Genomic DNA, 20,895 nt, shown 5'->3' with positions numbered 1-20,895 from the left:
CCTTATCTGGCCTACAGAACATCGTAGGCCCGGTAAGCGAAGCGCCACCGGGCATCAGGTTTACTGCACCGCTTTGGTGACGCTGGTCATCGCGCCCAGCGCGGCGGTCAGGCGGTCGAGATCGTCCAGCTGCGCTTTAATCGCGGAGGTTTTGCTGGTTTTTTCGCTCTCGTTCAGCCCTTTGTTGTCCTTCACACCCTGCATTTCTTTAAACAGCGCCAGCTGGCGAATCGGCACCAGTTGCAGGTCGCTGGAGGGGCGGAATGGCGCCCAGCCCAGGCGTTCCAGCACGGTTTTCTCTTCCGCTGTTTTGCCGTAATTCATAAAGAAGTCGTACACCTTGTCCTTGGTGGTTTCGGAGAGATTTTTACGCCAGACGATCGGATCGCCCGGGATCAGCGGCGACTTCCAGACAACTTTCAGTGCTTTCAGCTTGTCCGGCGCGGAGGTTTTCAGTTTGTCGAGGTTTTCGGTGTTATTGGTCGCGACATCCACCTGCTTGTTGGCGACGGCCAGCGCGTTGGTTTCGTGGCTGGCGTTAACGGTGCGTTTGAAGTCGCTGGCGGAGATGCCGTTTTTGGCGAAGACGTAATAACCGGGGACGAGGAAGCCAGAGGTGGAGTTCGGATCGCCATTGCCGAAGGTGAGATCTTTACGTTTGGCGATCAGATCGTCCAGGTTATTGATCGGGCTGTCTTTGTTGACGATCAGCACGCTCCAGTAGCCCGGCGATCCGTCTGCGGCGACGGTCTGGGCAAATACCTGACCGTTAGCGCGATCCACGGCTTCCATCGCCGAGAGGTTGCCGTACCAGGCGATATCCACTTTGTTGAAGCGCATTCCCTGAATGATGCCCGCATAGTCAGGCGCGAAGAAGGCGTTCACTTTGACGCCCAGTTTCTTTTCCATGTCCTTCAGGAACGGGTCCCACTGCGGCTTCAGGTTTTGCTGTGATTCGGTCGAAATAATGCCAAAGTTCAGTGCTTTTTCCTGTTCTTCCGCATGTGCCGGGCTTAACAAGGTGCTGATGCTGAACATGCTGGTGAACGCCAGCGCGGCAACGGCTTTGTAGCTCATTTCCATTCCTCATTGTGGGGATGTTAAGCAGCCTGCGCGTTCTGTTCGACGCGGTTCATGCTGCGGTAGAGATGGTCAAAACGATCGTTATCAAAGTGCTGGCTGCTGCCGTCATAGAACACATGCCCCTGACGCAGCGCCACAATGCGTTCGCAGTAGCGCAGGGCGTAATCCACCTGATGCAGCGTGACGACCACGGTGATACCGTCGGTCTGGTTAATGTCGCGCAGGGTGTCCATCACAATGCGCGCCGACTCCGGGTCCAGCGAGGCGATCGGCTCATCGGCGAGGATCACTTTCGCCTGCTGCATCAATGCCCTGGCGATAGCAACGCGCTGCTGCTGTCCGCCGGAAAGCGTCGATACGCGCTGATGCGCGAAGTGCGCCATCCCGACGCGGGTCAGCGCCTGTAACGCGCGCTGCTTCTGCGCCTGGGTGAACCAGCTAAAACAGGTACGCCAGAACGGCGTGCTGCCGAGCGCGCCAATCAGCACGTTCTCCAGTACGGTCAGACGGTTCACGAGGTTGAACTGCTGGAAGATGTAGCCGGTGTGAGCGCGGCTTTTGCGGATGTCCCGCGCCAGTTTGCCTTCACGCTGTACCGTGCGGCCCAGCAGCTCGACATGGCAGCCCGGCGCTTTATCTCCGGTAATCAAACCGCTTAAGTGACGTAAAAGGGTGGATTTGCCGGAACCGGAAGGCCCAAGCAGAGCCACCATCTCACCGGAAGAGATGTTCAGATCAACCGCATGCAGCGCCTGATGCTGATTGAACGTTTTGGAGAGTTTCTCGACGCGAATAACCGTTTGCATGATGCGGCCTCCCTAAAAAAGTGGCCCCATCGTGGCGGATTAATGTGACGTTTTAGTTAAGGGATGGTTACTTGACGATGAAGAATTGAAGGGGCTTCGATGACAGCACGGGAGGGCGCGCCTCCCGTCGGTTTACTCTGTCGGCTGCGGCTGTTTCACCACATTGATCATCCACGGTACGCCATATTGATCGGTCACTTTCCCGAAACCGTGCGCCCAGAAGGTTTCCTGCCAGTCCATTTCGATTTGTCCCTGTGCGGCCAGGTTATCAAACCAGCGTTTCCCTTCGGCGACATCCTGCGTGTCGAGCACCAGCGTAAAGCCGGAGTAACTCGCGTTACCCGACGCGACGGCGTCGCTCATCATGATGTCGCTGCCTGCAATGCGCACGTTGGCGTGGGCGATGGAGGTATCAGGGAATTGCATGCCTGACGGGCAACCGTCTTCGCTGCCCTGCTCTGGCGGGGGCATTTCACCGAAGGTGATTTTATAGAGGAGTTCCGCGCCTAACGTTTTGTGGTAGTACGCGATAGCGTCGGCACAGTGACCGGCAAAAGAGATGTAGGGACTTAACGGCATAATCGTGACCTCAGGTAAGAGAAGCCAGTTAAGTGTAGTTATCGTAGGCCCGGTAAGCGAAGCGCCACCGGGCAATAAATGCCGGATGGCGGCGTAAACGCCTTACCGGGCCTGGAAAAATCAGTTCTTTTTCACGAACTCAGATTTCAGCTTCATCGGGCCAAAGCCATCGATCTTGCAATCAATGTTGTGGTCGCCTTCAACCAGACGGATGTTCTTCACTTTGGTGCCAATTTTCAGCATGGAAGAACTGCCTTTTACTTTCAGATCTTTAACAACGGTCACGCTGTCGCCGTCTGCCAGCAGGTTGCCGTTGGCATCTTTTACGATCAGCTCGTCGCTGTCCTGCGCCGGTTCTGCGTCGTTCCATTCATGGGCGCATTCCGGGCAGATGAACATGCCGTTATCTTCGTAGGTATATTCGGAGTTGCATTGTGGGCAATGGGGTAATGACATGTCGATTTCCTCAAAAAAGTCAGCAGGGGCAAAAGCGCCCAAAAAATGGCAGATTGCCGAAAAAGGCCGCAATTATACACAAAATCCTTAACGTTGTCGGGACTACTCGCAATTTAAGGATACGACAATCTGTGGCTGAAGGTTGCCGCCAGGGTAAGAAAAATGTCATGACTATTTTTTTAAGGGAAATTGCTACGTTTTACTATTTAAGATAAGGTGAGAGGAACGACCAGACGCTTTATAAATCTTTATCCCTCTTACTTTTACACGGTAAGAGAGACAGGTGTGGTTGATAAAAATATCTCTAATATTAACAATAAGTTATTTTAATAAAATTATTTCCACACGTAATTATAAAAGCCGAAAAGCAAACAAATAAAATCATCCGGCTAAATAAAAGTAATAAAGTTTGCGTTAAGGAAAGATTTTCCATGTACACACAGACAATATATGAATTAAGCCAGGAAGCGGAAAGATTGTTGCTGCTTTCTCTGGAACATCTCCGGTTATTGCAACAACTGCCTGTGGCTTCGCTGGATGGCGTCGCTCAGGAAGGGGGGGAAGGGAATGAAAATACCCGGCCTCAGCCTGTTAGCGGGCGTGACGTGGAGGCTCAGCACGGCACGCTCAATAATGAGCTACGTAAAATAACGCGCCTGGAGATGGTGCTGGCGATTGTCGGGACGATGAAGGCTGGGAAGTCGACGACAATTAACGCCATTGTCGGAACCGAAGTCCTGCCCAACCGTAATCGGCCGATGACGGCGTTACCGACGCTGATTCGCCATACGCCAGGGCAGAAAGAGCCGGTGCTGCATTTTTCTCACGTCGCGCCGATTGATACGCTCATGCAAACGCTGCAACAGCGTATGCAGGCGTGCGATCGCCAGCATCTGACCCAGGTGCTGGAAATCGATAAAGACATGAATGCGCTGCTCCAGCGAATTGAAAAGGGCGTGGCTTTTGAGCGTCATTATCTGGGCGCGCAGCCCATCTTCCACTGTCTGAAAAGCCTGAACGATCTGGTGCGCTTGTCAAAAGCGCTGGGGGTCGATTTTCCTTTTGCGGCGTATGCCGCGATTGAACATATTCCGGTGATTGAGGTGGAGTTTGTGCATCTGGCGGGGCTGGAGAACTATCCGGGGCAACTGACGCTACTGGATACGCCCGGCCCTAATGAAGCCGGGCAGCCGCACCTGCAAAAGATGCTTAATGAACAGCTGGCGCGCGCTTCTGCCGTACTGGCGGTGATGGATTACACCCAACTGAAATCCATTTCGGATGAAGAGGTGCGCCAGGCCATTGCGGCGGTGGGGAAATCCGTGCCGCTGTACGCACTGGTGAATAAGTTCGATCAGAAAGACCGCAACAGCGACGATGAAGAACAGGTTCGCGCGCTGATTTCCGGCACGCTGATGAATGGCAGCATTACGCCCGGGCAAATTTTTCCGGTCTCTTCCATGTGGGGGTATCTGGCGAACCGCGCGCGTCACGAACTGCGGGTGCACGGGCGGTTGCCGGATCATCAGGAACAGCGCTGGGTGCAGGATTTTGCCGAGGCCGCGCTCGGCAGGCGCTGGCGGAGCGCCGATCTTGATGATATCGAACATATTCGTCATGCCGCCGATCTGCTGTGGGAAGATTCGCTATTTGAACAGCCCGTACAGCGACTGATTCACGCCGCTTACGCCAACGCCTCACTGTATGCGCTCCGGTCGGCGTCGCATAAGTTATTGAATTACGCACAGCGCGCGCGTGAATATCTGGATTTTCGCTATCACGGGCTGACGGTGGCGCATGACGCGTTGCAGGTCAATATTTCCCGCGTCGAAGAAGATATGCGGCAGCTTCAGGTGAGCCAGGATCGCGTGAGCGATGAGGTCGGCCATGAAGTTGAACGGATGATGGAGGCGGCAAACACGTTCCTGAGCCAGCAGCAGGCCGATATTTTGCACCGTATCGCGCCGCTTTTTCGCGAAGAGAGCGTGGTGGCGTGGCTGCCGCGCGATCCCCTTTCCCCTGAGCAGGAGGCGGTGGTCGAGGGCGAAACGCTGGTGCTGCATAACGAAAGGCAGGCGCAGGTCGTTTTAAGCAAAATGCGTGCGTCATGCGAAGCGGTATTACTGGCGGCGCAGGAGAACATTAGCCGCGATCTGGCGCTGCGCTTCGAACAGCTCGAATCGACGCTAAGCCGGGTGTTAAATGACGCGATGCGGCCAATTGAAGCGCGGGTAAAAGACGATCTGAGCCAGGCGGGGTTCCGGGCGCGAATCAGCTTCCCGACGTTTCATGCCAGTATGTTTAACTTCAATACTCAACCGTTGTTTAGCGAGGCGGTCGCTCAGGAGAACCCGCCGGAAGGCGCCGCGCCTCGCGCGGGCGGCGTGCGCGACACCTTTGCGCGCTGGCTGAATCAACCGAACTGGGGATGGAATGATTATGTGGAAGCCAGGACACGCTATGTCATTGATATAACGGCATTGCATAACACTCTGATCCAGCATGTCAGCCATTTCTTCCAACAAATTCATAAAGCTTTAGATGCCCAGGTCGATGTTTCTGTTACGGCAGGTATGGCGACCTTTTTTGCCGATTTTTCGTTGTGTCTGTCGGGATTGCAGGAGAGCTTGCGCGAGAGTCTGGTGACGCGCCAGCAACATGAATCGGTTGTGAACAGACTGAGCCAACAGTTACAGCACAGTATCTCCGCCACCCGGTGGATTCATGAAGATTCCCGCCTGTTACGTGATGATATCCAGACCCTTTTTGCAGCCGAGCACTCATGACGAACGTGTTACTGGAAGGCCCGGGACGGATGCTGGAATGCATTCACCCGAAGTTTATGGTCGATCTGGTTCAGGGAGAAGAGCCGAAGCGACCTGGCGGCAACCTGCAACAGCAGCAGCGTTTTCGCGAACGCCTGACGCAAGAAATTCTGAGCCAGACGCAGCTTCGCGCCTGGGTCATGGCGGGCGTATTCAATGAGCATCTGATGATGCGTCTTAAGCTGGTGGAAAAACTGGCGGGGATGCTCGATCCTGGCCATCTGGCGCTGACGCGCATTTCCCGGCAATTGACCCTTCTGCAACAGACGGAAAGCCCCAGAGGGCAAGCTATTCCTGGTATCACGCAGCAGTTAGCGGCGCTGAGCGACGGGTTTGCCCGGCGCAGCGAACATAAAGAGAAGGCGCTGACCCGGCGTGGATTGACGGTGCAGGCGGGCGAACACAGCGAGCAGATTTTTACCCGCTGGCGCGCCGGAGCCTATGACGGCTGGTCATTGCCGGGGCGCTGTTTTGTCGCGCTGGAGGAGCTGCGCTGGGGGCCGTTTGGCGATGCCTGTCGGTTGGGCAATATGGAAGTGGTCGCGATGCTGAAAGATAATTTGCGCGCGATGGCTACCGATTATCTGGCGCACAGTATTCACGCCGCGCCCACCACGCGTCATTATTACCATCAGTGGCTTCATTCGCCCGCCGTGGCCGGCGCGGGGGAGCACAATGACATGTTGAGCTGGATTGGCGACTGGTGCGATCCCGATAAACATCCGGTGTGCTGGTCAGTGACCCAGCGCTGGCAGACGGTGGCGTTGGGGATGCCAAGGCTGTGTTCGGCACAGCGCCTGGTGGATGCGATGATTGAGGAGATTTTTGCGCCGTCCCCTCTCGTGGGCTGAGAGGGGACGTATGACGTTTAGTGATGGAGGGATTCCGTTGGGTTTGCCTCCGCGTTGCCCGGCGCCGGGACGTTGCCGAAACGTTTTGCATACAGGGCGGTGATAATCGGAACCAGAATCGCCGTCACAATCACGCTGGCGGCAACCAGCGCCGTGGCGGACGCGGCGACGGGTTCAAACGCCGGGTTAATCTGCGCGATGATCACCGGGTTCGCTACCGCAGCGCCTGCCGCAGAGGAGGCCGCGACGCCCGCAGTGCCGTTACCGCCGCCAATGACGCGGTCTGCGATAATCAACGGGATACCGGTAATAATGATAACCGCGACACCCAGCAGGATGCCCAGCAGGCCGGTATCGACAATCACGCTCAGGTTAATGGTGTTACCCAGCGCAAAGCCGAAGAACGGGATCAGCACCGGCGTAGCTTTGCTGAAGAACGCGCGCAGGTCGTGGTCCAGGTTGCCTAATGTGAAGCCAATCAGGAACGGCAGCACGGCGCCGACAAAGTGATGCGGTTCGAAGGAGGCGAGACCTGCGGAACCCAGAATCACCATCGTCATCAGCGGGCCAGATTCCAGAGACATCAGGACGAACGCGCCGGACTCTTCTTTGGTACCGTACTGGTTCATCAGGCTGGCGTACAGGCCGCCGTTGGTCATGTCCATTGCGGAGACGATCGCCAGTACGGACAAACCGGCGAAGAAGCCGGTTTGAATACCGGTATCCGGGATAAACGAGGCGGCAATCATCGCGACCACCCACGCCACGGCTATTTTAGTAATAACCAGCGTACCCGATTTACGTAATACCGTTCCGGTAGCGCGCAAATCAATCGAGGCGCCAATACAGAAGAACCAGACGGCCAGAATCGGCACGGTGCCGCTGATCATGCCTTTTGTAAATGAACCAAAATAGGCGCCGGTATCCGGGGCCAGGGTATTTAAAATTGCGCCGAGCAGCAGAGGGATCAACATCATCCCGCCAGGGATGCGTTCAATCGTGGCTTTAATTTTCATAAAAGTCCTCACATCTTGTCGCGCGGAACTAACGGACAAGTCGATAAATATTATTTAATTTCAATTTGTTATTTCACAAAGAGAACGGCGGGAAACCCTCTTTCTCCCTGCGTGATACATAATCGAATGTGGCATACGTCTGTTTGTCACAATCCTCAGGGATGTTGCGTCGGGTGTTATCTTGCATTCAGTGGAATATTGATTCAATCAAAATAAAACACTGTTTTAGTTATCTTCATCACATATTTTGCGTAAAGGCCAGGGAACGCGATGATTATTAAAAATGCTGTAAATTGTTTGTGAAGAGTTATGGCGGATTTTTTGCTAGCAGCATAATAGTGACGGACGTGATATTTCGAAAAGAATAACGAAATCGCCTCTCATTTATTGTCAATAATGCGCTTTGCTGACAATGTAAAAATACAGATAAAAATGCCCTTATTTACGCTCGTTGACGAAACGGCAATATATATGTGAAGTTGATCACAAATTTAAACACTGGTAGGGTAAAGAGGTCATTAACCGCCCAATCAGGCGTCAACAGGTTCGGTTGTACAGACCTTGACCAGTCAGTGTAAGTAAACCTGCTACGCTTGTTCTACGAGGAATTGTGCCCGCACGATTCCAACGCTCGACGGTGACGTTAGCGCTTTGTGCGCCAATGAATGCAGTATGTAGCGAGACAGGGCTTAGTCTACGAGGACAGCTATGCTGAAAAGGAAAAAAGTAAAACCGATTACGCTTCGCGATGTGACCATTATTGATGATGGTAAACTGCGTAAAGCGATTACCGCAGCCTCGCTGGGTAATGCGATGGAGTGGTTTGATTTTGGTGTTTATGGGTTTGTCGCCTACGCGTTAGGTAAAGTGTTTTTCCCGGGGGCTGACCCCAGCGTGCAGATGATTGCCGCACTTGCCACCTTCTCCGTTCCCTTCCTGATTCGACCGCTTGGCGGCTTATTCTTCGGTATGCTCGGCGATAAATATGGTCGCCAGAAGATTCTTGCCATCACGATTGTGATTATGTCGATCAGTACATTCTGTATCGGGTTGATCCCCTCTTATGCCTCTATCGGCATCTGGGCGCCGATACTGTTGCTGCTGTGTAAGATGGCGCAGGGCTTCTCGGTCGGCGGCGAATATACCGGCGCGTCGATCTTTGTCGCCGAATACTCGCCAGACCGTAAACGCGGCTTTATGGGAAGCTGGCTGGACTTCGGCTCCATTGCGGGCTTCGTGCTGGGCGCGGGCGTGGTGGTGCTGATCTCCACCGTTGTCGGCGAGGAGAACTTCCTCGACTGGGGCTGGCGTATTCCGTTCTTCATCGCACTGCCGCTAGGGATCATTGGTCTTTATCTGCGCCATGCGCTGGAAGAGACCCCGGCCTTCCAGCAGCATGTGGATAAGCTGGAGCAGGGCGATCGCGAAGGTTTGCAGGAAGGGCCAAAAGTCTCCTTTAAAGAGATTGCAACCAAACACTGGCGCAGCCTGCTGGCGTGTATCGGCCTGGTGATTGCCACCAACGTGACCTACTACATGCTGCTCACCTATATGCCGAGCTACCTGTCGCATAACCTGCACTACTCGGAAGACCACGGCGTGCTGATTATTATCGCCATCATGATCGGGATGCTGTTTGTGCAGCCGGTGATGGGGCTGCTCAGTGACCGTTTCGGTCGCCGTCCGTTTGTGATTATGGGCAGTATCGCGCTGTTTGCGCTGGCTATTCCGGCCTTTATTCTGATCAACAGTAATATTATCGGCCTGATTTTTGCCGGTCTGCTGATGCTGGCGGTGATCCTGAACTGCTTTACCGGGGTGATGGCCTCTTCTCTGCCAGCGATGTTCCCGACGCACATCCGTTACAGCGCGCTGGCGGCGGCGTTTAATATCTCGGTGCTGATTGCGGGTCTGACGCCGACCCTGGCCGCCTGGCTGGTGGAAAGCTCGCAGAACCTGATGATGCCAGCCTATTACCTGATGGTGATTGCGGTCGTCGGTTTTATTACCGGTATTACCATGAAAGAGACCGCCAACCGTCCGCTGAAAGGGGCGACGCCAGCGGCCTCGGATATCCAGGAAGCGAAAGAAATCCTTGGCGAGCACTACGATAATATCGAGCAGAAAATCGAAGATATCGATCAGGAGATTGAGGAGTTGCAGGCTAAACGTTCGCGGTTAGTGCAGCAGCATCCGCGTATTGACGAGTAAGCTTTAGCGCACCGCCTGATGGCGCTGCGCTTATCAGGCCTACAGACGGTGCAACACCTTTGCCTGATGGCGCTGCGCTTATCAGGCCTACAGACGGCGCAACACCTTTGCCTGATGGCGCTACGCTTATCAGGCCTACAGGCTGCGTTTATCAGGTCGACAAATCTTAATGTTCGCTTAATCTTCGTCAGGCATACTCTCCTCCAGACCATCGGAGGAGAGTGTGATGAAAACGCGAATGTATGAAAGTCTGACAACCCTGTTCAGTATGCTGATTGTCAGCAGTTTCCTGTATGTCTGGGTCACGACTTACTGATCTCTTTTCAACAGCACCCACGCGCGGGTTCCCGTCGTTCCCACACGGTTTTGCAAAAAGAATTGCCCGTGGTGCAGCTGCGTGATGCGGGAGACGATGCTCAATCCCAGCCCGATACCGCCATAGCGGCTGTCCATGCGGACAAACGCTTCACTTAACTCCCCGCATTTACTTTCATCAATTCCCGGCCCTTCGTCTTCGACGGCCATCATCGCGTCGCTTTCCGCATTATTGAGGATAATGGTGATGGTTGACCCTTTCGGACTGTAGCGGTGCGCATTTTCCACGAGATTACGCAACAGCATACGCAGTAGCGTGGCATCGCCGCGCACGGTGGCGTCTGCTGTGCTTTCCGGCAGTTGCAGCGTCTGCTGGCGTGTTTCCAGCATGGTGTTCAGTTCATCGTAAGAGGGCAGGATCACATCATCCAGCAGCTTCACCGACTGGTAATTACCGGATGAGAACGACTGCCCCACGCGCGCTAATTGCAGCAGCTGTGAGACGCTGTCCATCATTTGATCAAGACGCGCAATCAACGGCGTGACGTTAACGTTGTGCGCTTTCGCCAGCAGTTCCAGATGCAGACGCACGCCCGCCAGCGGCGTGCGTAGCTCGTGGGCGACGTCGGCGGTGAACAGGCGTTCATTCTCCAGCGTTGTCGTCAGGCGAGTGACCAGTTGGTTAAGCGCCGAGACAACGGCTTCAATTTCAATCGTCGAGCTGTGAATGTCGATAGGCGTCAGGTTATCGGCCGTGCGGGCTTCCAGCTCTTTTTGCAGGTCGGCAAGCGGGCGGGTGATGCGCCGGACAGCCTGATAGCAGATCAGCAGCGTCAGGCTGACCATAAACACGGCGGGAACGATCAGGCTGGCGACCGCTTCGCGAACCTCATGCCTGATGTGCCGATCGTTATTCCTGTCCTCCAGCAGCGCCTGCTCGAAAAGCTCAATCTGCTCGGTGCTCTCGTGCCATAGCCAGAAGGTGCTGATCAGTTGCAGCACCAGCAGGATAGAGCCAATGGTCAGCATCAGACGCTGACGAAGGGTCATCGGTCTGTGCAGAAAACGCGTAAGGTTCACTTAGTTTTCCTCAACGGCAACCAGCATATAACCAAACCCGCGCACCGTGCGGATACGTGATTTCCCCACTTTGTCGCGCAGGTTGTGAATATGCACTTCCAGGGTATTGGTTGACGGTTCGTTATCCCAGTTATAGATGTCGTTATACAAGATTTCACGGTGTACCGGGCTGCCTGCTTTGAGCATCAGCCGCGACAGCAGCGCATACTCTTTGGGCGTTAAGATAAGCTCTTGCCCGGCCAGCCACACCTGACGACGCCCCAGATTCAGCATCAGATTGCCGACGGTCAATTCGCTTTCACCCTGATTGTGATGACGGCGCAGCAGCGCGCGAATACGCGCATGTAACTCCTCCAGCGCAAACGGCTTTACCAGATAATCATCCGCCCCGACATCCAGCCCGGTGATGCGGTCGTTGAGTGTGTCGCGGGCGGTGAGGATCAATACCGGAAGGGTGTATTTTTTCTGTCTTATTCGCGTCAGAAAATGCAGACCGTCCTCATCAGGCAACCCAAGATCCAGCACGACCAGGCTGTAATGCCCTGTTTCCAGACAGTGTTCCGCCGCCCGGGCGGTAGAAACGCCGTCGCAGGCGTAACCCTCCGTTTGTGCAGCAAGTATCAGTCCCTGTAATAACAGCGTATCGTCTTCAACAATCAGAATTTTCATTCAGTTAGCCTCCTGCAAGGTTGCAGAATATCGTCTGCGGCCTGGTAGTTCCTGGTCTGTACGCCCGTTAATCCGAGCATGGTTGAGAAAAGGTTGTCCTGCGAGAAATCCTCCTGGGCTGCCCGCTTTTGCAAACATGTCAGGTCTGTCCGGTAACGTTTCTGATAATCCTCCGAGAGCCAGAGGAGCATCGGGATATGCTTTTGCGCATCCGGCGCAATGGCGTATGGCAGCCCATGCAAATAGACGCCATTTTCTCCTAAAGATTCACCGTGGTCGGAAAGATAGACCAGGCTGGTGGTGAATTTATCCTGATGCGCTTTTAATATATTGATTGCCTTATCAACAATATAGTCCACGTACAGTACGGTATTATCGTAAGTATTCACTAACTGTTGCTGTGAACAGGTCTGAATTTCATTGGTGTCGCAGGTCGGGGTAAATTGCGCAAACTGCGGCGGATAACGGTGATAATAGGTCGGGCCGTGGCTGCCGATGGTGTGCAGCACAATGACGCCGTCGCCCTGGAGTTTATCGATGTATTCCTCCAGCCCGTGAAAGAGCACTTCGTCGTAACATTCGCCGTTAATGCACTGACCCGGCAATTTCAGCGCGGTCATATCCTGATGCGGCACGCGATCGCAGGCGCCTTTACAGCCGCCGTCGTTATCGTTCCACAGCACGCTAACTCCGGCTCGTTGAATGATGTCCAGCAACCCTTCCTGATGGTGCGCCAGCCCTTCGTTGTAGTGTTTACGCGGCATACCGGAAAACATACAGGGAACCGAGATCGCCGTTGCGGTGCCGCAGGAGGTGGTGTGTGGGAAGTAGACCACATTATCCTGCGCCAGACGCGGGTTGGTTTGCCGTGAATAGCCAGACAGCGAGAAGTTATCCCCACGCGAGGTTTCGCCGACGATCAGGATGGTCAGATTATGCCGTTTTTCTTTCAGCATCGCGGGATTGCGATGCGCATCTTCGCCAATGCGTACCAAAGGCAGGTTGGCGAGTTGCTCATGTGAATACCACGACCAACTGGCGACCAGGCTGTTCGACGGGCTGAGAGACTTGATCAGCTCTTTGTTATTGCGAAAAAGCGAGGCGTAATCTTTGTAGAAGCAGGCGGCGACCAGCACGATCAGCAAAAGCGAAGCCAGCACGTTGAGGGCGCGATACGCGCCGCTGCGTAATGTCAGAGAGGTCGGTTTGATTTTGATGCTACAGGCGATTACCGCCGCCAGAAGGCCGCTTAATCCCAGTGTAAGCGCCATTTGCGGCGTGACCAGCGCGAACGTTTCTGCCGGTGTGGTATCCATCATGTTGGCGATCATGGAGCGGTCCATGACGATGCCGTAGGTCATGATGAAGTATTGTGCGGCGGCGCCCGTCAGAATAAAGAGGCAGGCCAGCGGACGGTTAAGCCACAGGAACGACGCCAGCGTCAGTACGATATTGATGACGCTAAACGCGACAAGCGGCATGGATAAAAACACCAGCACGTTGTGCATTGAATCCAGCGGCAGGGCTTGCATCACCTGCTTGTAGAAAGCGATGTTCAGACAGACGGCGATGTAGAATGAAAGGAGTAACAGCCAGGTAATGTGTCCGAGGGTCGGTCTTTTTAAAACGCGCTTCAGCATTATGGTATGTCCATCAACTAAGTGCGCCGATCCTCGCAAAGCAACATTAAGCCAACCTTAAGTTTTTAAGGTTGTGGGGCGACCTGCGATCGTCGCCACAGGACTGATAAACGTAGCGCCATCGGGGGGAAACGGCGTATCCGCCATGCTGTAAATAAAGGGAAAAACGGCCCGATGAGATAACCGGGCCGGGCAGGTTATTTCGCGCAGTTCGCGCACTGTTTGCTGACAATCTGCTGGAAGAAATCGTTGCCTTTGTCATCCACCAGGATAAACGCCGGGAAGTCTTCCACTTCGATTTTCCAGATCGCTTCCATCCCCAGTTCCGGGTACTCCACGCACTCCAGATGCTTGATACTCTGCTGCGCCAGCACCGCAGCCGGGCCGCCAATGCTGCCCAGATAGAAGCCGCCGTATTTGTGGCAGGCGTCGGTGACCTGCTGGCTACGGTTGCCTTTCGCCAGCATGATCATGCTGCCGCCGTGAGATTGCAGCAGGTCAACGTAGGAGTCCATGCGTCCTGCGGTGGTTGGCCCCAGGGAGCCGGACGGGTAGCCTGCTGGCGTTTTCGCCGGGCCTGCGTAGTAGATGGGGTGATCTTTAATGTACTGCGGCAGACCTTCGCCGGATTCGATGCGCTCTTTCAGCTTCGCATGGGCGATATCGCGACCGACGATGATGGTGCCGCTCAGCGACAGGCGGGTCGATACCGGGTACTGTGAAAGCTGGGCGAGGATCTCTTTCATCGGCCGGTTGAGGTCAACTTTCACCACTTCGCCTTCACCGGCCTGACGCAGGGATTCCGGGATGTACTGCGCGGGATTGTGCTCCAGTTTTTCGATCCAGATCCCTTCACGGTTGATTTTGGCTTTGATGTTGCGGTCAGCCGAGCAGGAGACGCCCATGCCGACCGGGCAGGACGCGCCGTGACGCGGCAGGCGGATTACCCGGATATCGTGCGCGAAGTATTTACCGCCAAACTGTGCGCCGAGGCCGAGCTTCTGCGCCTCTTCCAGCAGTTCCTGTTCCAGTTGAATATCGCGGAAGGCCTGGCCGTGTTCGTTACCTTCAGTCGGCAGACCGTCGTAATAATGCGTACTGGCCAGCTTCACGGTTTTCAGCGTGCTTTCCGCCGATGTCCCGCCAATCACAAACGCGATGTGGTATGGCGGGCAGGCTGCGGTGCCCAGAGTGCGCATTTTCTCAACGAGGAAGTTTTTCAGCTTGCCGGGCGTCAGCAGCGCTTTGGTTTCCTGATACAGATAGGTTTTGTTCGCCGAGCCGCCGCCTTTTGCCACGCAGAGGAACTTGTATTCGTCGCCATCAACCGTGTAGAGGTCGATTTGCGCGGGCAGGTTGGTGCTGGTGTTGACCTCTTTGTACATATCCAGCGCGGCGTTCTGCGAATAGCGCAGGTTGTCTTCGATATAGGTGTTGAACACGCCTTTGGAGAGCGCGGCTTCATCGCCGCCGCCCGTCCAGACGCGCTGGCCCTTTTTACCGACGATAATCGCCGTGCCGGTATCCTGGCAGGTCGGCAGAACGCCTTTAGCGGCAATTTCGGAGTTGCGTAAAAATTGCAGCGCGACGTACTTATCGTTTTCGCTGGCTTCGGGGTCATGGAGAATGGAGGCGACTTGTTGCTGGTGCTCTGGGCGGAGCATAAAGGAGGCATCGTGGAAGGCTTGCTGGGCCAGGAGCGTCAGGGCCTGTGGCTCAACCTTCAGTATCGACTCTCCTTCAAATTCGCCAACGCTAACGTGATCGGAGGTCAGGAGATAATACTCCGTTTTGTCTTCCCCCATCGGGAAAGGCGCCTGATATATAAATTCTTTATTCGACATATGCTTCCAGCCTTTTTAATTATCCTGAATTATTTGAATTGTATAGATGGCGTGCCGCGCGATAACGGGCGGCACGCAAGGTGCTGTTACAGGAACCCGTACATGGCGGCGAAGATCCAGCCAAATACACAGGAGACGCTTACGCCAATCAAACCGGGCAGAATAAAGCTGTGGTTAATGACGAAGCGACCAATGTGGGTGGTGCCGGAACGGTCGAACTGAATCGCGGCCAGATCGCTCGGGTAGGTCGGCAGAATGTAGTAGCCATAGCACGCTGGTGCTGACGCCACGATGTAAGCCGGGTCTACGCCGATAGCCAGTGCTAACGGAACAATCGCCGCCAGCGCCGCCGCCTGGGAGTTTACAAACTTGGAGACCAGCAGCAGAACAATCGCATAGGCCCACGGATACTCTTTCACCATTTCGCCCAGCACGCTTTCGATTTCAGTCATGTGCGCGCCGAACATGGTTTCCGCCATCCAGGCAATACCGTACACCGCCACAATCGCGATCATACCTGAACGGAAGACTTCATTTTTTGAGATAGAAGCAGGATTGGTTTTTGTCAGGATAATAATCAGCGCGCCGGTCAGCAGCATGAACATCTGAATGACCAGTACCATCGACAGCGGTTTGCCGCCGAAGACCGGACGCAGTTCAGAGAAGGCGCCTAACAGAGCGACAACGGCGATGGCCGACAGGAAGATCCACATGGCCAGCCAGTTGCTTTTCGGCAGTTTTTTATCCAGCAGCGTGGCGGTGTCGCCATACACGTAGTGGTAGTTTTCCGGGACGGAGATGAACTTCTGGAACTCTTCGTCTTTATCCAGATCTTTACCACGGAACCAGCTGAAAATACCGATAGCCAGGATACCCAGCAGGGTCGATGGAATGGTGATGGAGAGCAGGTCAAGGAACTCCAGATGCTTACCGTTAAAGGTGAAGTTACCCAGCATCGCGACCAGCGAAACGACCGCCACAGAAACCGGGCTGGCGATGATCCCCATCTGCGCGCCGATAGAACTGGCTGCCATAGGACGTTCCGGGCGAATATTGTTCTTAATCGCGACGTCGTAGATGATGGGCAGAATGGTGTACACCACATGGCCCGTACCGCACAGGATGGTCAGCGTGCAGGTTACAAACGGGGCGACGATGGAGACGTATTTGGGGTTGCGACGCAGCAGCTTCTCGGCAATCTGCAACATCACATCCAGGCCGCCGGAGGCCTGTAGCGTGGCGGAGGCGGCGACCACGGCGATGATCACCAGCATAACGTCGACGGGCGGTTTACCCGGCTGGAGGTGGAAAACAAAGACCAGAATGACCAGACCGATACCGCCTAATAAACCCAGCGCGATACCGCCTTTTCTGGCGCCATAAAACAAACACACTAATATTATGATAAGTTGTATACTAAATAACATTTATCTACCCTCGCGATAAACCTGTTTAATTTTTGATAAATAGATCACAGTCATGTTCTGTTTTTTGTGAATTGTCCTCAGAGCCTGACGAATATTCGCTTTGTCTGTATTGATGATTAATCTCTAAACATGAAATAAGAATTTTTCAGTAAATCATGAGTCATTCTTGGCTTCTGTTTATGGCGTATTCAGAGAACGAAGCTCCCTGGCGATGGGCTGGTTAACAAAGAAGAGCAGGGCAGGTTGTGTGTTTTGTATTCTATGTCACTGAATTTCAGGAACATATCGTCTGCTCACAAAAATAGCGTTATTTTAATTTTTTTTATGTGTCCGGTGAATCCCAGACTACTCCTTTATAGTTAAAAATACACACTCTACGAGTCACATAATACTTAATTAACTTTTGTTACCGTTTTTGAAATTAAAAACAACGTGACGCTTCTGAATAATAAGCTGATGAATTAAAACATATTTGTGTTCATATTTGATCTGGCACAAATTCTCTATTTTTGAGGGTGTAACTTGTGCCTTTGTTATTTTTCATTATTGTAATAATTGTTACCTTTATATAACGCATAATGCGAAGCGGCTTCTTTTCTACTGGCAATATTGCTTAAGTAAAGAATAATGTTCGGCCTGAATACGATAACGGTAAACCGGTCTGCCGGTCACGCCATAATGGATGCTGGTAAACAGAATATGGCAATTGACCAGCCAGATAAGATATTTACGGCAGGAAACGCGGGAAATATTGACCTCATTCGCCAGCTCGTCAGTTGAAAATTCCTGGTCCTGGTGCGCATCGATCCACTGACACAGGGTGCGCAGCGTTTGCGGCGTCAGCCCTTTAGGCAGGCGTCGGGTATCCGGCTCATTGGATGAACTGCCGTGAATCAGCCGATCCAGCTCTGATTGTTCATAATACTGGTGCTTCTCCATCGCCGTTTTCTTTTGCAGCCAGCCGGTCAGCGCCTCTTCAAAGCGGGAAGCCTGAAACGGTTTGATCAAATAATCGACCACGCCGTAATGGAGCGAATCTTTGATGGTGGTGGCGTCGGCGGCGGAGGAGATAACGATGACGTCACATTTGCATCCGGCGCTGTGCAGGACGGGCAGCAGGTCCAGCCCGTTCTCCTTCTGCATGTAAATATCCAGTAAAATCAGATCAATATGGTTTTCGCCGTCGAAGATAAACGCTTTTGCTTTCTCCAGCGTAGACGCGGTGCCGCAGCAGTGAAAGCCAGCGATCTGCGCAACATAGCGGCGGTTTAACTCTGCTACCATCGCATCGTCATCGACAATTAAAACATTGATCATATGCTGGTCCTCTCCCCGTCCCAGGGTATTTGAACAAAAAATTGTGTGAAGATCCCGGGTTCCGATTCGACGGTAATATTGCCGCCGATACTCTCAACTTGCTGTTTTACTATCGCCAGACCGACGCCACGCTCCGTTCCTTTTGACGAGACGCCCTTGTCAAAAATTTGCTCTATGCGTTCGGGGTCAATTCCCGGCCCGTCATCGTTGACTTCACAATGCAGCCAGCCATGCCGATAATGCAAGGATACGCTGATTTCACCGCCGGGTTGTTGACCTAGCGCCTCCAGCGCGTTTTCAATTAAATTGCCCAGAATGGTAATCAATACGGTGATTTGATCTTCATTACGGCTGTCCGGTAATCGACTTTCATTGCTAATCACCAGACTGTGCCCTAAATCGGAGGTGCGATTAATCTTACTGAGCAAAAAGCCTGCGATAACGGGCGACTTTATTTTCCCCAACAGTGAGCCGATCTCTTCCTGATAGTTATTAGCCGTCTTAATAATATAATCTTCAAGCTGCTTATAACTCTTCAGATGCAATAATCCCAGAATGACATGTAATTTGTTCATAAATTCGTGGGATCGTTCACGGAGTGCATCCGCGTAGTTGACCATTCCGTCCAGACGCTGCATGAGCTGGCGGACTTCTGTTTTGTCCCTGAACGTGGAGATCGCGCCGATGATTTTTCCATTGCTGCGTACCGGAACGGTGTTGATAAGCAGCAGACGATCTTTAACGGTAATCTCTTCATCCCGGCGCGGCGTACCGTCGCGGAGCACGTCGTTCAGATTCACTACCTGCGACCAGGCGTGGCTAAGCGAGGATAAGTGCGCGTCATCCTGCGATTTGCGGTAATCAAGAAGTTCCTGCGCCGCCTGGTTGATTAACGTCACCTCGCCGCTGTCGTCAACGGCGACCACCCCCTCTTTGATGGATTGCAGCATCGCCTGGCGCTGCTCAAACAGCGTGGAAATTTCATACGGCTCCAGGCCGAACAGGATGCGTTTGAGCACCTTCACCAGCACGTAAGTGCCCAGCAGTCCCACCAGCGCGCCGAACAGAATTGACCAGATGATGCTCCAGCGGCTGTTGTTGATCTGCTCCGTTACTCTGCTGAGTTCAAGGCCAATCGCCACGACGCCGATCTGCTGATGATTGTCGTCATAAATGGGCGTGAAAACCCGCAGCGCTTTGGCAAGAAAACCGCGATTGATGGCGACATTTTCATGCCCCTGTAGCGCCAGCAGGATGTCGTCGCCTTTAAACGGCTGGCCGATTCGCTGCGCTTCCGGGTGCGAATAGCGAATGCTCTTCATATCGGTAATCACGATAAATAACATATCGTTGCGTTTGCGAACCGCCTCGGCGATCGCCTGAATGCCGCTCTCTGTCGGCTTTTGCTTCATACGCTGGCGAATTTCCGGGGAGTCCGCCAGCGTACGGGCGACCGCCAGCGCTTTGTCTGCCAGCGCGTCGCGCGTCATGTGGCTGATCTGTGAGAAATAAATCAGATGGACGACGAGCAGCACGGAGAACAGCACGGCGCTGACCATCAATATCACGGTCGTGCCGAGTTTCATCTGGCGTTTTCGTCCAGCGCGGCGTTGCAGAGAATGTTTCATCGCGATCCTGAGATTACACATTGTGTGGGTATTATCCCTGATGGGACGGGTAATTCAAAGGAGGTAGGGAAAGACAGGGGCATAAGCACGCTACCGCCCGGCAAACAGGTTAACAACCCGCCGCAATATAATCACCGTTCGCACTGATGGGGATCACCGTCAGAAACAGAATGAGGGCAAACAGTACCAGCGCCAGCCCGCCGATGATGCGGATAACCGGCCCCAGCCAGCGCAAGGGGGCATGGTTCCCGGCAAACAGCGCCTGGGTCTGGTTGCGTGCGTAACGTACCGCCAGCGACAGCCCCATAATCGACAGCGCCGTGCCGAAGGACATGGTCATGACGGCGGCAATCCCCCAACTGACAATACCGAGCGCGTTGGAGAACAGTAAAATCATGATTGCCCCGCTACAGGGGCGGGCGCCTGTCGCCAGAATCACGCCGAGGCGTGTTTTCCAGTTGCCGTCGGTGAGTTCTGCGCCCACGCCGTGATGCCCGCAGCCACAGTGTTCGTCGTGGCTGTGCGGCTGGGAGAAACGCGAAAAAATGGGCTTTGGACGCAGGGTTTTTAGCGCCTGGTAGATGATAAATAGCCCGAACGCGCCAATCAGGACGGCGCTGATTTTCTCGACGTACCAGCGGCTGGTGCTGAGATCGCCGGCGGCCAGGTTGAAGCCGACCGCCAGAATAAACACGAACAGTATGGCGCTGACGCCCTGCATCAGGCTGCCAATAAAGGGTACGACCCGCGCGGCAAGCAGGCTCTCTTTCGTCGTGCTCAGCCAGGTGGTGACGATAAATTTCCCATGCCCCGGCCCAATCGCATGCAGTACGCCATAGAAGAACGCGCCGGTCAGCAGCCATAGCCCGCCGGTGTACTGGTGGTTATTGAGTTGCAGCAAATACATGACCAGATAGCGGTGCAGGGTGATCTGGGCGGCGAGACACCACTGGATAAACGCTTCCCAATGGCTGTGCACGGTGAAACCTGCCCACAGCAGCGTCAACATCAGGAGTCCTGCCAGCGGTAAACGCAGGGAGGGAAGCTGTTTTGGTGCGATCATGATTCCGCCTGGTGATGAGTTTTGCGGAAAGTATAGCCTGAGGAAAGCGATTCTCCGCAGAATTGTCTGCCGGATAAGGCGAAGC

Annotated in this window: 17 protein-coding genes; 4 read left to right on the top strand and 13 right to left on the bottom strand. The window is 53.9% G+C overall.

The window, feature by feature from the left end:
- Positions 1–60: 60 nt before the first annotated feature.
- From phnD to FD428_RS19650, 4 genes are all read right to left on the bottom strand, one after another.
- Positions 61–1,077, bottom strand: a complete 1,017-nt coding sequence (gene phnD, locus FD428_RS19665) for a phosphonate ABC transporter substrate-binding protein (protein WP_024130817.1) — start codon at positions 1,075–1,077, stop codon at positions 61–63.
- A gap of 23 nt (positions 1,078–1,100) precedes the next feature.
- Positions 1,101–1,889, bottom strand: coding sequence for a phosphonate ABC transporter ATP-binding protein (gene phnC / locus FD428_RS19660; RefSeq protein ID WP_012134537.1), 789 nt, complete (start codon positions 1,887–1,889; stop codon positions 1,101–1,103).
- A 132-nt stretch (positions 1,890–2,021) separates the two neighbouring features.
- Positions 2,022–2,468, bottom strand: a complete 447-nt coding sequence (gene yjdN / locus FD428_RS19655) for a VOC family metalloprotein YjdN (RefSeq protein WP_047459584.1) — start codon at positions 2,466–2,468, stop codon at positions 2,022–2,024.
- Between the two features lie 120 nt (positions 2,469–2,588).
- Positions 2,589–2,924 (bottom strand): zinc ribbon domain-containing protein YjdM, encoded by a 336-nt coding sequence (locus FD428_RS19650; protein ID WP_003031835.1) that lies wholly within the window; start codon positions 2,922–2,924, stop codon positions 2,589–2,591.
- Positions 2,925–3,355: 431 nt separating this feature from the next.
- On the opposite strand from FD428_RS19650, the gene crfC reads away from it, so the two are divergent.
- Positions 3,356–5,710, top strand: coding sequence for a clamp-binding protein CrfC (crfC, locus tag FD428_RS19645; protein ID WP_114848689.1), 2,355 nt, complete (start codon positions 3,356–3,358; stop codon positions 5,708–5,710).
- On the top strand, positions 5,707–6,600 hold the full coding sequence (locus FD428_RS19640) for a YjcZ-like family protein (RefSeq protein ID WP_012134530.1): 894 nt from the start codon (positions 5,707–5,709) through the stop codon (positions 6,598–6,600). The genes crfC and FD428_RS19640 overlap by 4 nt, the downstream gene beginning before the upstream one ends.
- A 17-nt stretch (positions 6,601–6,617) precedes the next feature.
- Here FD428_RS19640 and kdgT read toward each other — a convergent pair whose 3' ends face one another.
- The gene (kdgT, locus tag FD428_RS19635; RefSeq protein WP_012134529.1) at positions 6,618–7,616 is read right to left on the bottom strand and encodes a 2-keto-3-deoxygluconate transporter; all 999 of its coding nucleotides are present in this window, start codon (positions 7,614–7,616) and stop codon (positions 6,618–6,620) included.
- A gap of 708 nt (positions 7,617–8,324) precedes the next feature.
- Here kdgT and proP point away from each other — a divergent pair.
- Positions 8,325–9,827: a glycine betaine/L-proline transporter ProP gene (proP, locus tag FD428_RS19630; protein WP_012134526.1), complete on the top strand. Its 1,503-nt coding sequence runs from the start codon at positions 8,325–8,327 to the stop codon at positions 9,825–9,827.
- A 226-nt stretch (positions 9,828–10,053) separates the two neighbouring features.
- Positions 10,054–10,143 (top strand): LpxT activity modulator PmrR, encoded by a 90-nt coding sequence (pmrR, locus tag FD428_RS19625; protein WP_052194426.1) that lies wholly within the window; start codon positions 10,054–10,056, stop codon positions 10,141–10,143.
- On the opposite strand, the gene pmrB is transcribed toward pmrR, so the two are convergent.
- From pmrB to FD428_RS19585, 8 genes are all read right to left on the bottom strand, one after another.
- Positions 10,137–11,222 carry a two-component system sensor histidine kinase PmrB gene (gene pmrB / locus FD428_RS19620; RefSeq protein ID WP_024130816.1) on the bottom strand — a complete coding sequence of 362 codons (1,086 nt, stop codon included), beginning with the start codon at positions 11,220–11,222 and terminating at the stop codon, positions 10,137–10,139. The genes pmrR and pmrB overlap by 7 nt on opposite strands.
- The gene (gene pmrA / locus FD428_RS19615) at positions 11,223–11,891 is read right to left on the bottom strand and encodes a two-component system response regulator PmrA (protein WP_012134524.1); all 669 of its coding nucleotides are present in this window, start codon (positions 11,889–11,891) and stop codon (positions 11,223–11,225) included.
- On the bottom strand, positions 11,888–13,531 hold the full coding sequence (gene eptA / locus FD428_RS19610; RefSeq protein WP_058668434.1) for a phosphoethanolamine transferase EptA: 1,644 nt from the start codon (positions 13,529–13,531) through the stop codon (positions 11,888–11,890). The genes pmrA and eptA overlap by 4 nt, the downstream gene beginning before the upstream one ends.
- 197 nt (positions 13,532–13,728) lie before the next feature.
- On the bottom strand, positions 13,729–15,375 hold the full coding sequence (fumA, locus tag FD428_RS19605; protein ID WP_114848688.1) for a class I fumarate hydratase FumA: 1,647 nt from the start codon (positions 15,373–15,375) through the stop codon (positions 13,729–13,731).
- Positions 15,376–15,461: 86 nt separating this feature from the next.
- Complete coding sequence (dcuB, locus tag FD428_RS19600; protein ID WP_012134520.1) at positions 15,462–16,802, bottom strand: anaerobic C4-dicarboxylate transporter DcuB; 1,341 nt, start codon at positions 16,800–16,802, stop codon at positions 15,462–15,464.
- Between the two features lie 597 nt (positions 16,803–17,399).
- Positions 17,400–18,119 carry a two-component system response regulator DcuR gene (gene dcuR, locus FD428_RS19595; protein WP_049011800.1) on the bottom strand — a complete coding sequence of 240 codons (720 nt, stop codon included), beginning with the start codon at positions 18,117–18,119 and terminating at the stop codon, positions 17,400–17,402.
- The gene (locus tag FD428_RS19590) at positions 18,116–19,747 is read right to left on the bottom strand and encodes a sensor histidine kinase (protein ID WP_047459570.1); all 1,632 of its coding nucleotides are present in this window, start codon (positions 19,745–19,747) and stop codon (positions 18,116–18,118) included. The genes dcuR and FD428_RS19590 overlap by 4 nt, the downstream gene beginning before the upstream one ends.
- 109 nt (positions 19,748–19,856) lie before the next feature.
- The gene (locus FD428_RS19585) at positions 19,857–20,810 is read right to left on the bottom strand and encodes a nickel/cobalt transporter (protein WP_049011927.1); all 954 of its coding nucleotides are present in this window, start codon (positions 20,808–20,810) and stop codon (positions 19,857–19,859) included.
- Positions 20,811–20,895 lie beyond the last annotated feature (85 nt).

Source organism: Citrobacter sp. TBCP-5362 (genome assembly GCF_005406305.1).
GTDB classification, from domain to species: Bacteria; Pseudomonadota; Gammaproteobacteria; order Enterobacterales; family Enterobacteriaceae; genus Citrobacter_B; species Citrobacter_B koseri.
The sequence above is the reverse complement of the archived record's forward strand: the minus strand, read 5'-3'. Positions and strand labels throughout refer to the sequence as shown.

Bases quoted from the DNA above. Each gene is read 5' to 3' on its own strand.
- phnD (WP_024130817.1), bottom strand. From the start codon at position 1,077: ATGAGCTACAAAGCCGTTGCCGCGCTGGCGTTCACCAGCATGTTCAGC.
- phnC (WP_012134537.1), bottom strand. From the start codon at position 1,889: ATGCAAACGGTTATTCGCGTCGAGAAACTCTCCAAAACGTTCAATCAG.
- yjdN (WP_047459584.1), bottom strand. From the start codon at position 2,468: ATGCCGTTAAGTCCCTACATCTCTTTTGCCGGTCACTGTGCCGACGCT.
- FD428_RS19650 (WP_003031835.1), bottom strand. From the start codon at position 2,924: ATGTCATTACCCCATTGCCCACAATGCAACTCCGAATATACCTACGAA.
- crfC (WP_114848689.1), top strand. From the start codon at position 3,356: ATGTACACACAGACAATATATGAATTAAGCCAGGAAGCGGAAAGATTG.
- FD428_RS19640 (WP_012134530.1), top strand. From the start codon at position 5,707: ATGACGAACGTGTTACTGGAAGGCCCGGGACGGATGCTGGAATGCATT.
- kdgT (WP_012134529.1), bottom strand. From the start codon at position 7,616: ATGAAAATTAAAGCCACGATTGAACGCATCCCTGGCGGGATGATGTTG.
- proP (WP_012134526.1), top strand. From the start codon at position 8,325: ATGCTGAAAAGGAAAAAAGTAAAACCGATTACGCTTCGCGATGTGACC.
- pmrR (WP_052194426.1), top strand. From the start codon at position 10,054: ATGAAAACGCGAATGTATGAAAGTCTGACAACCCTGTTCAGTATGCTG.
- pmrA (WP_012134524.1), bottom strand. From the start codon at position 11,891: ATGAAAATTCTGATTGTTGAAGACGATACGCTGTTATTACAGGGACTG.
- eptA (WP_058668434.1), bottom strand. From the start codon at position 13,531: ATGCTGAAGCGCGTTTTAAAAAGACCGACCCTCGGACACATTACCTGG.
- fumA (WP_114848688.1), bottom strand. From the start codon at position 15,375: ATGTCGAATAAAGAATTTATATATCAGGCGCCTTTCCCGATGGGGGAA.
- dcuB (WP_012134520.1), bottom strand. From the start codon at position 16,802: ATGTTATTTAGTATACAACTTATCATAATATTAGTGTGTTTGTTTTAT.
- dcuR (WP_049011800.1), bottom strand. From the start codon at position 18,119: ATGATCAATGTTTTAATTGTCGATGACGATGCGATGGTAGCAGAGTTA.
- FD428_RS19590 (WP_047459570.1), bottom strand. From the start codon at position 19,747: ATGAAACATTCTCTGCAACGCCGCGCTGGACGAAAACGCCAGATGAAA.
- FD428_RS19585 (WP_049011927.1), bottom strand. From the start codon at position 20,810: ATGATCGCACCAAAACAGCTTCCCTCCCTGCGTTTACCGCTGGCAGGA.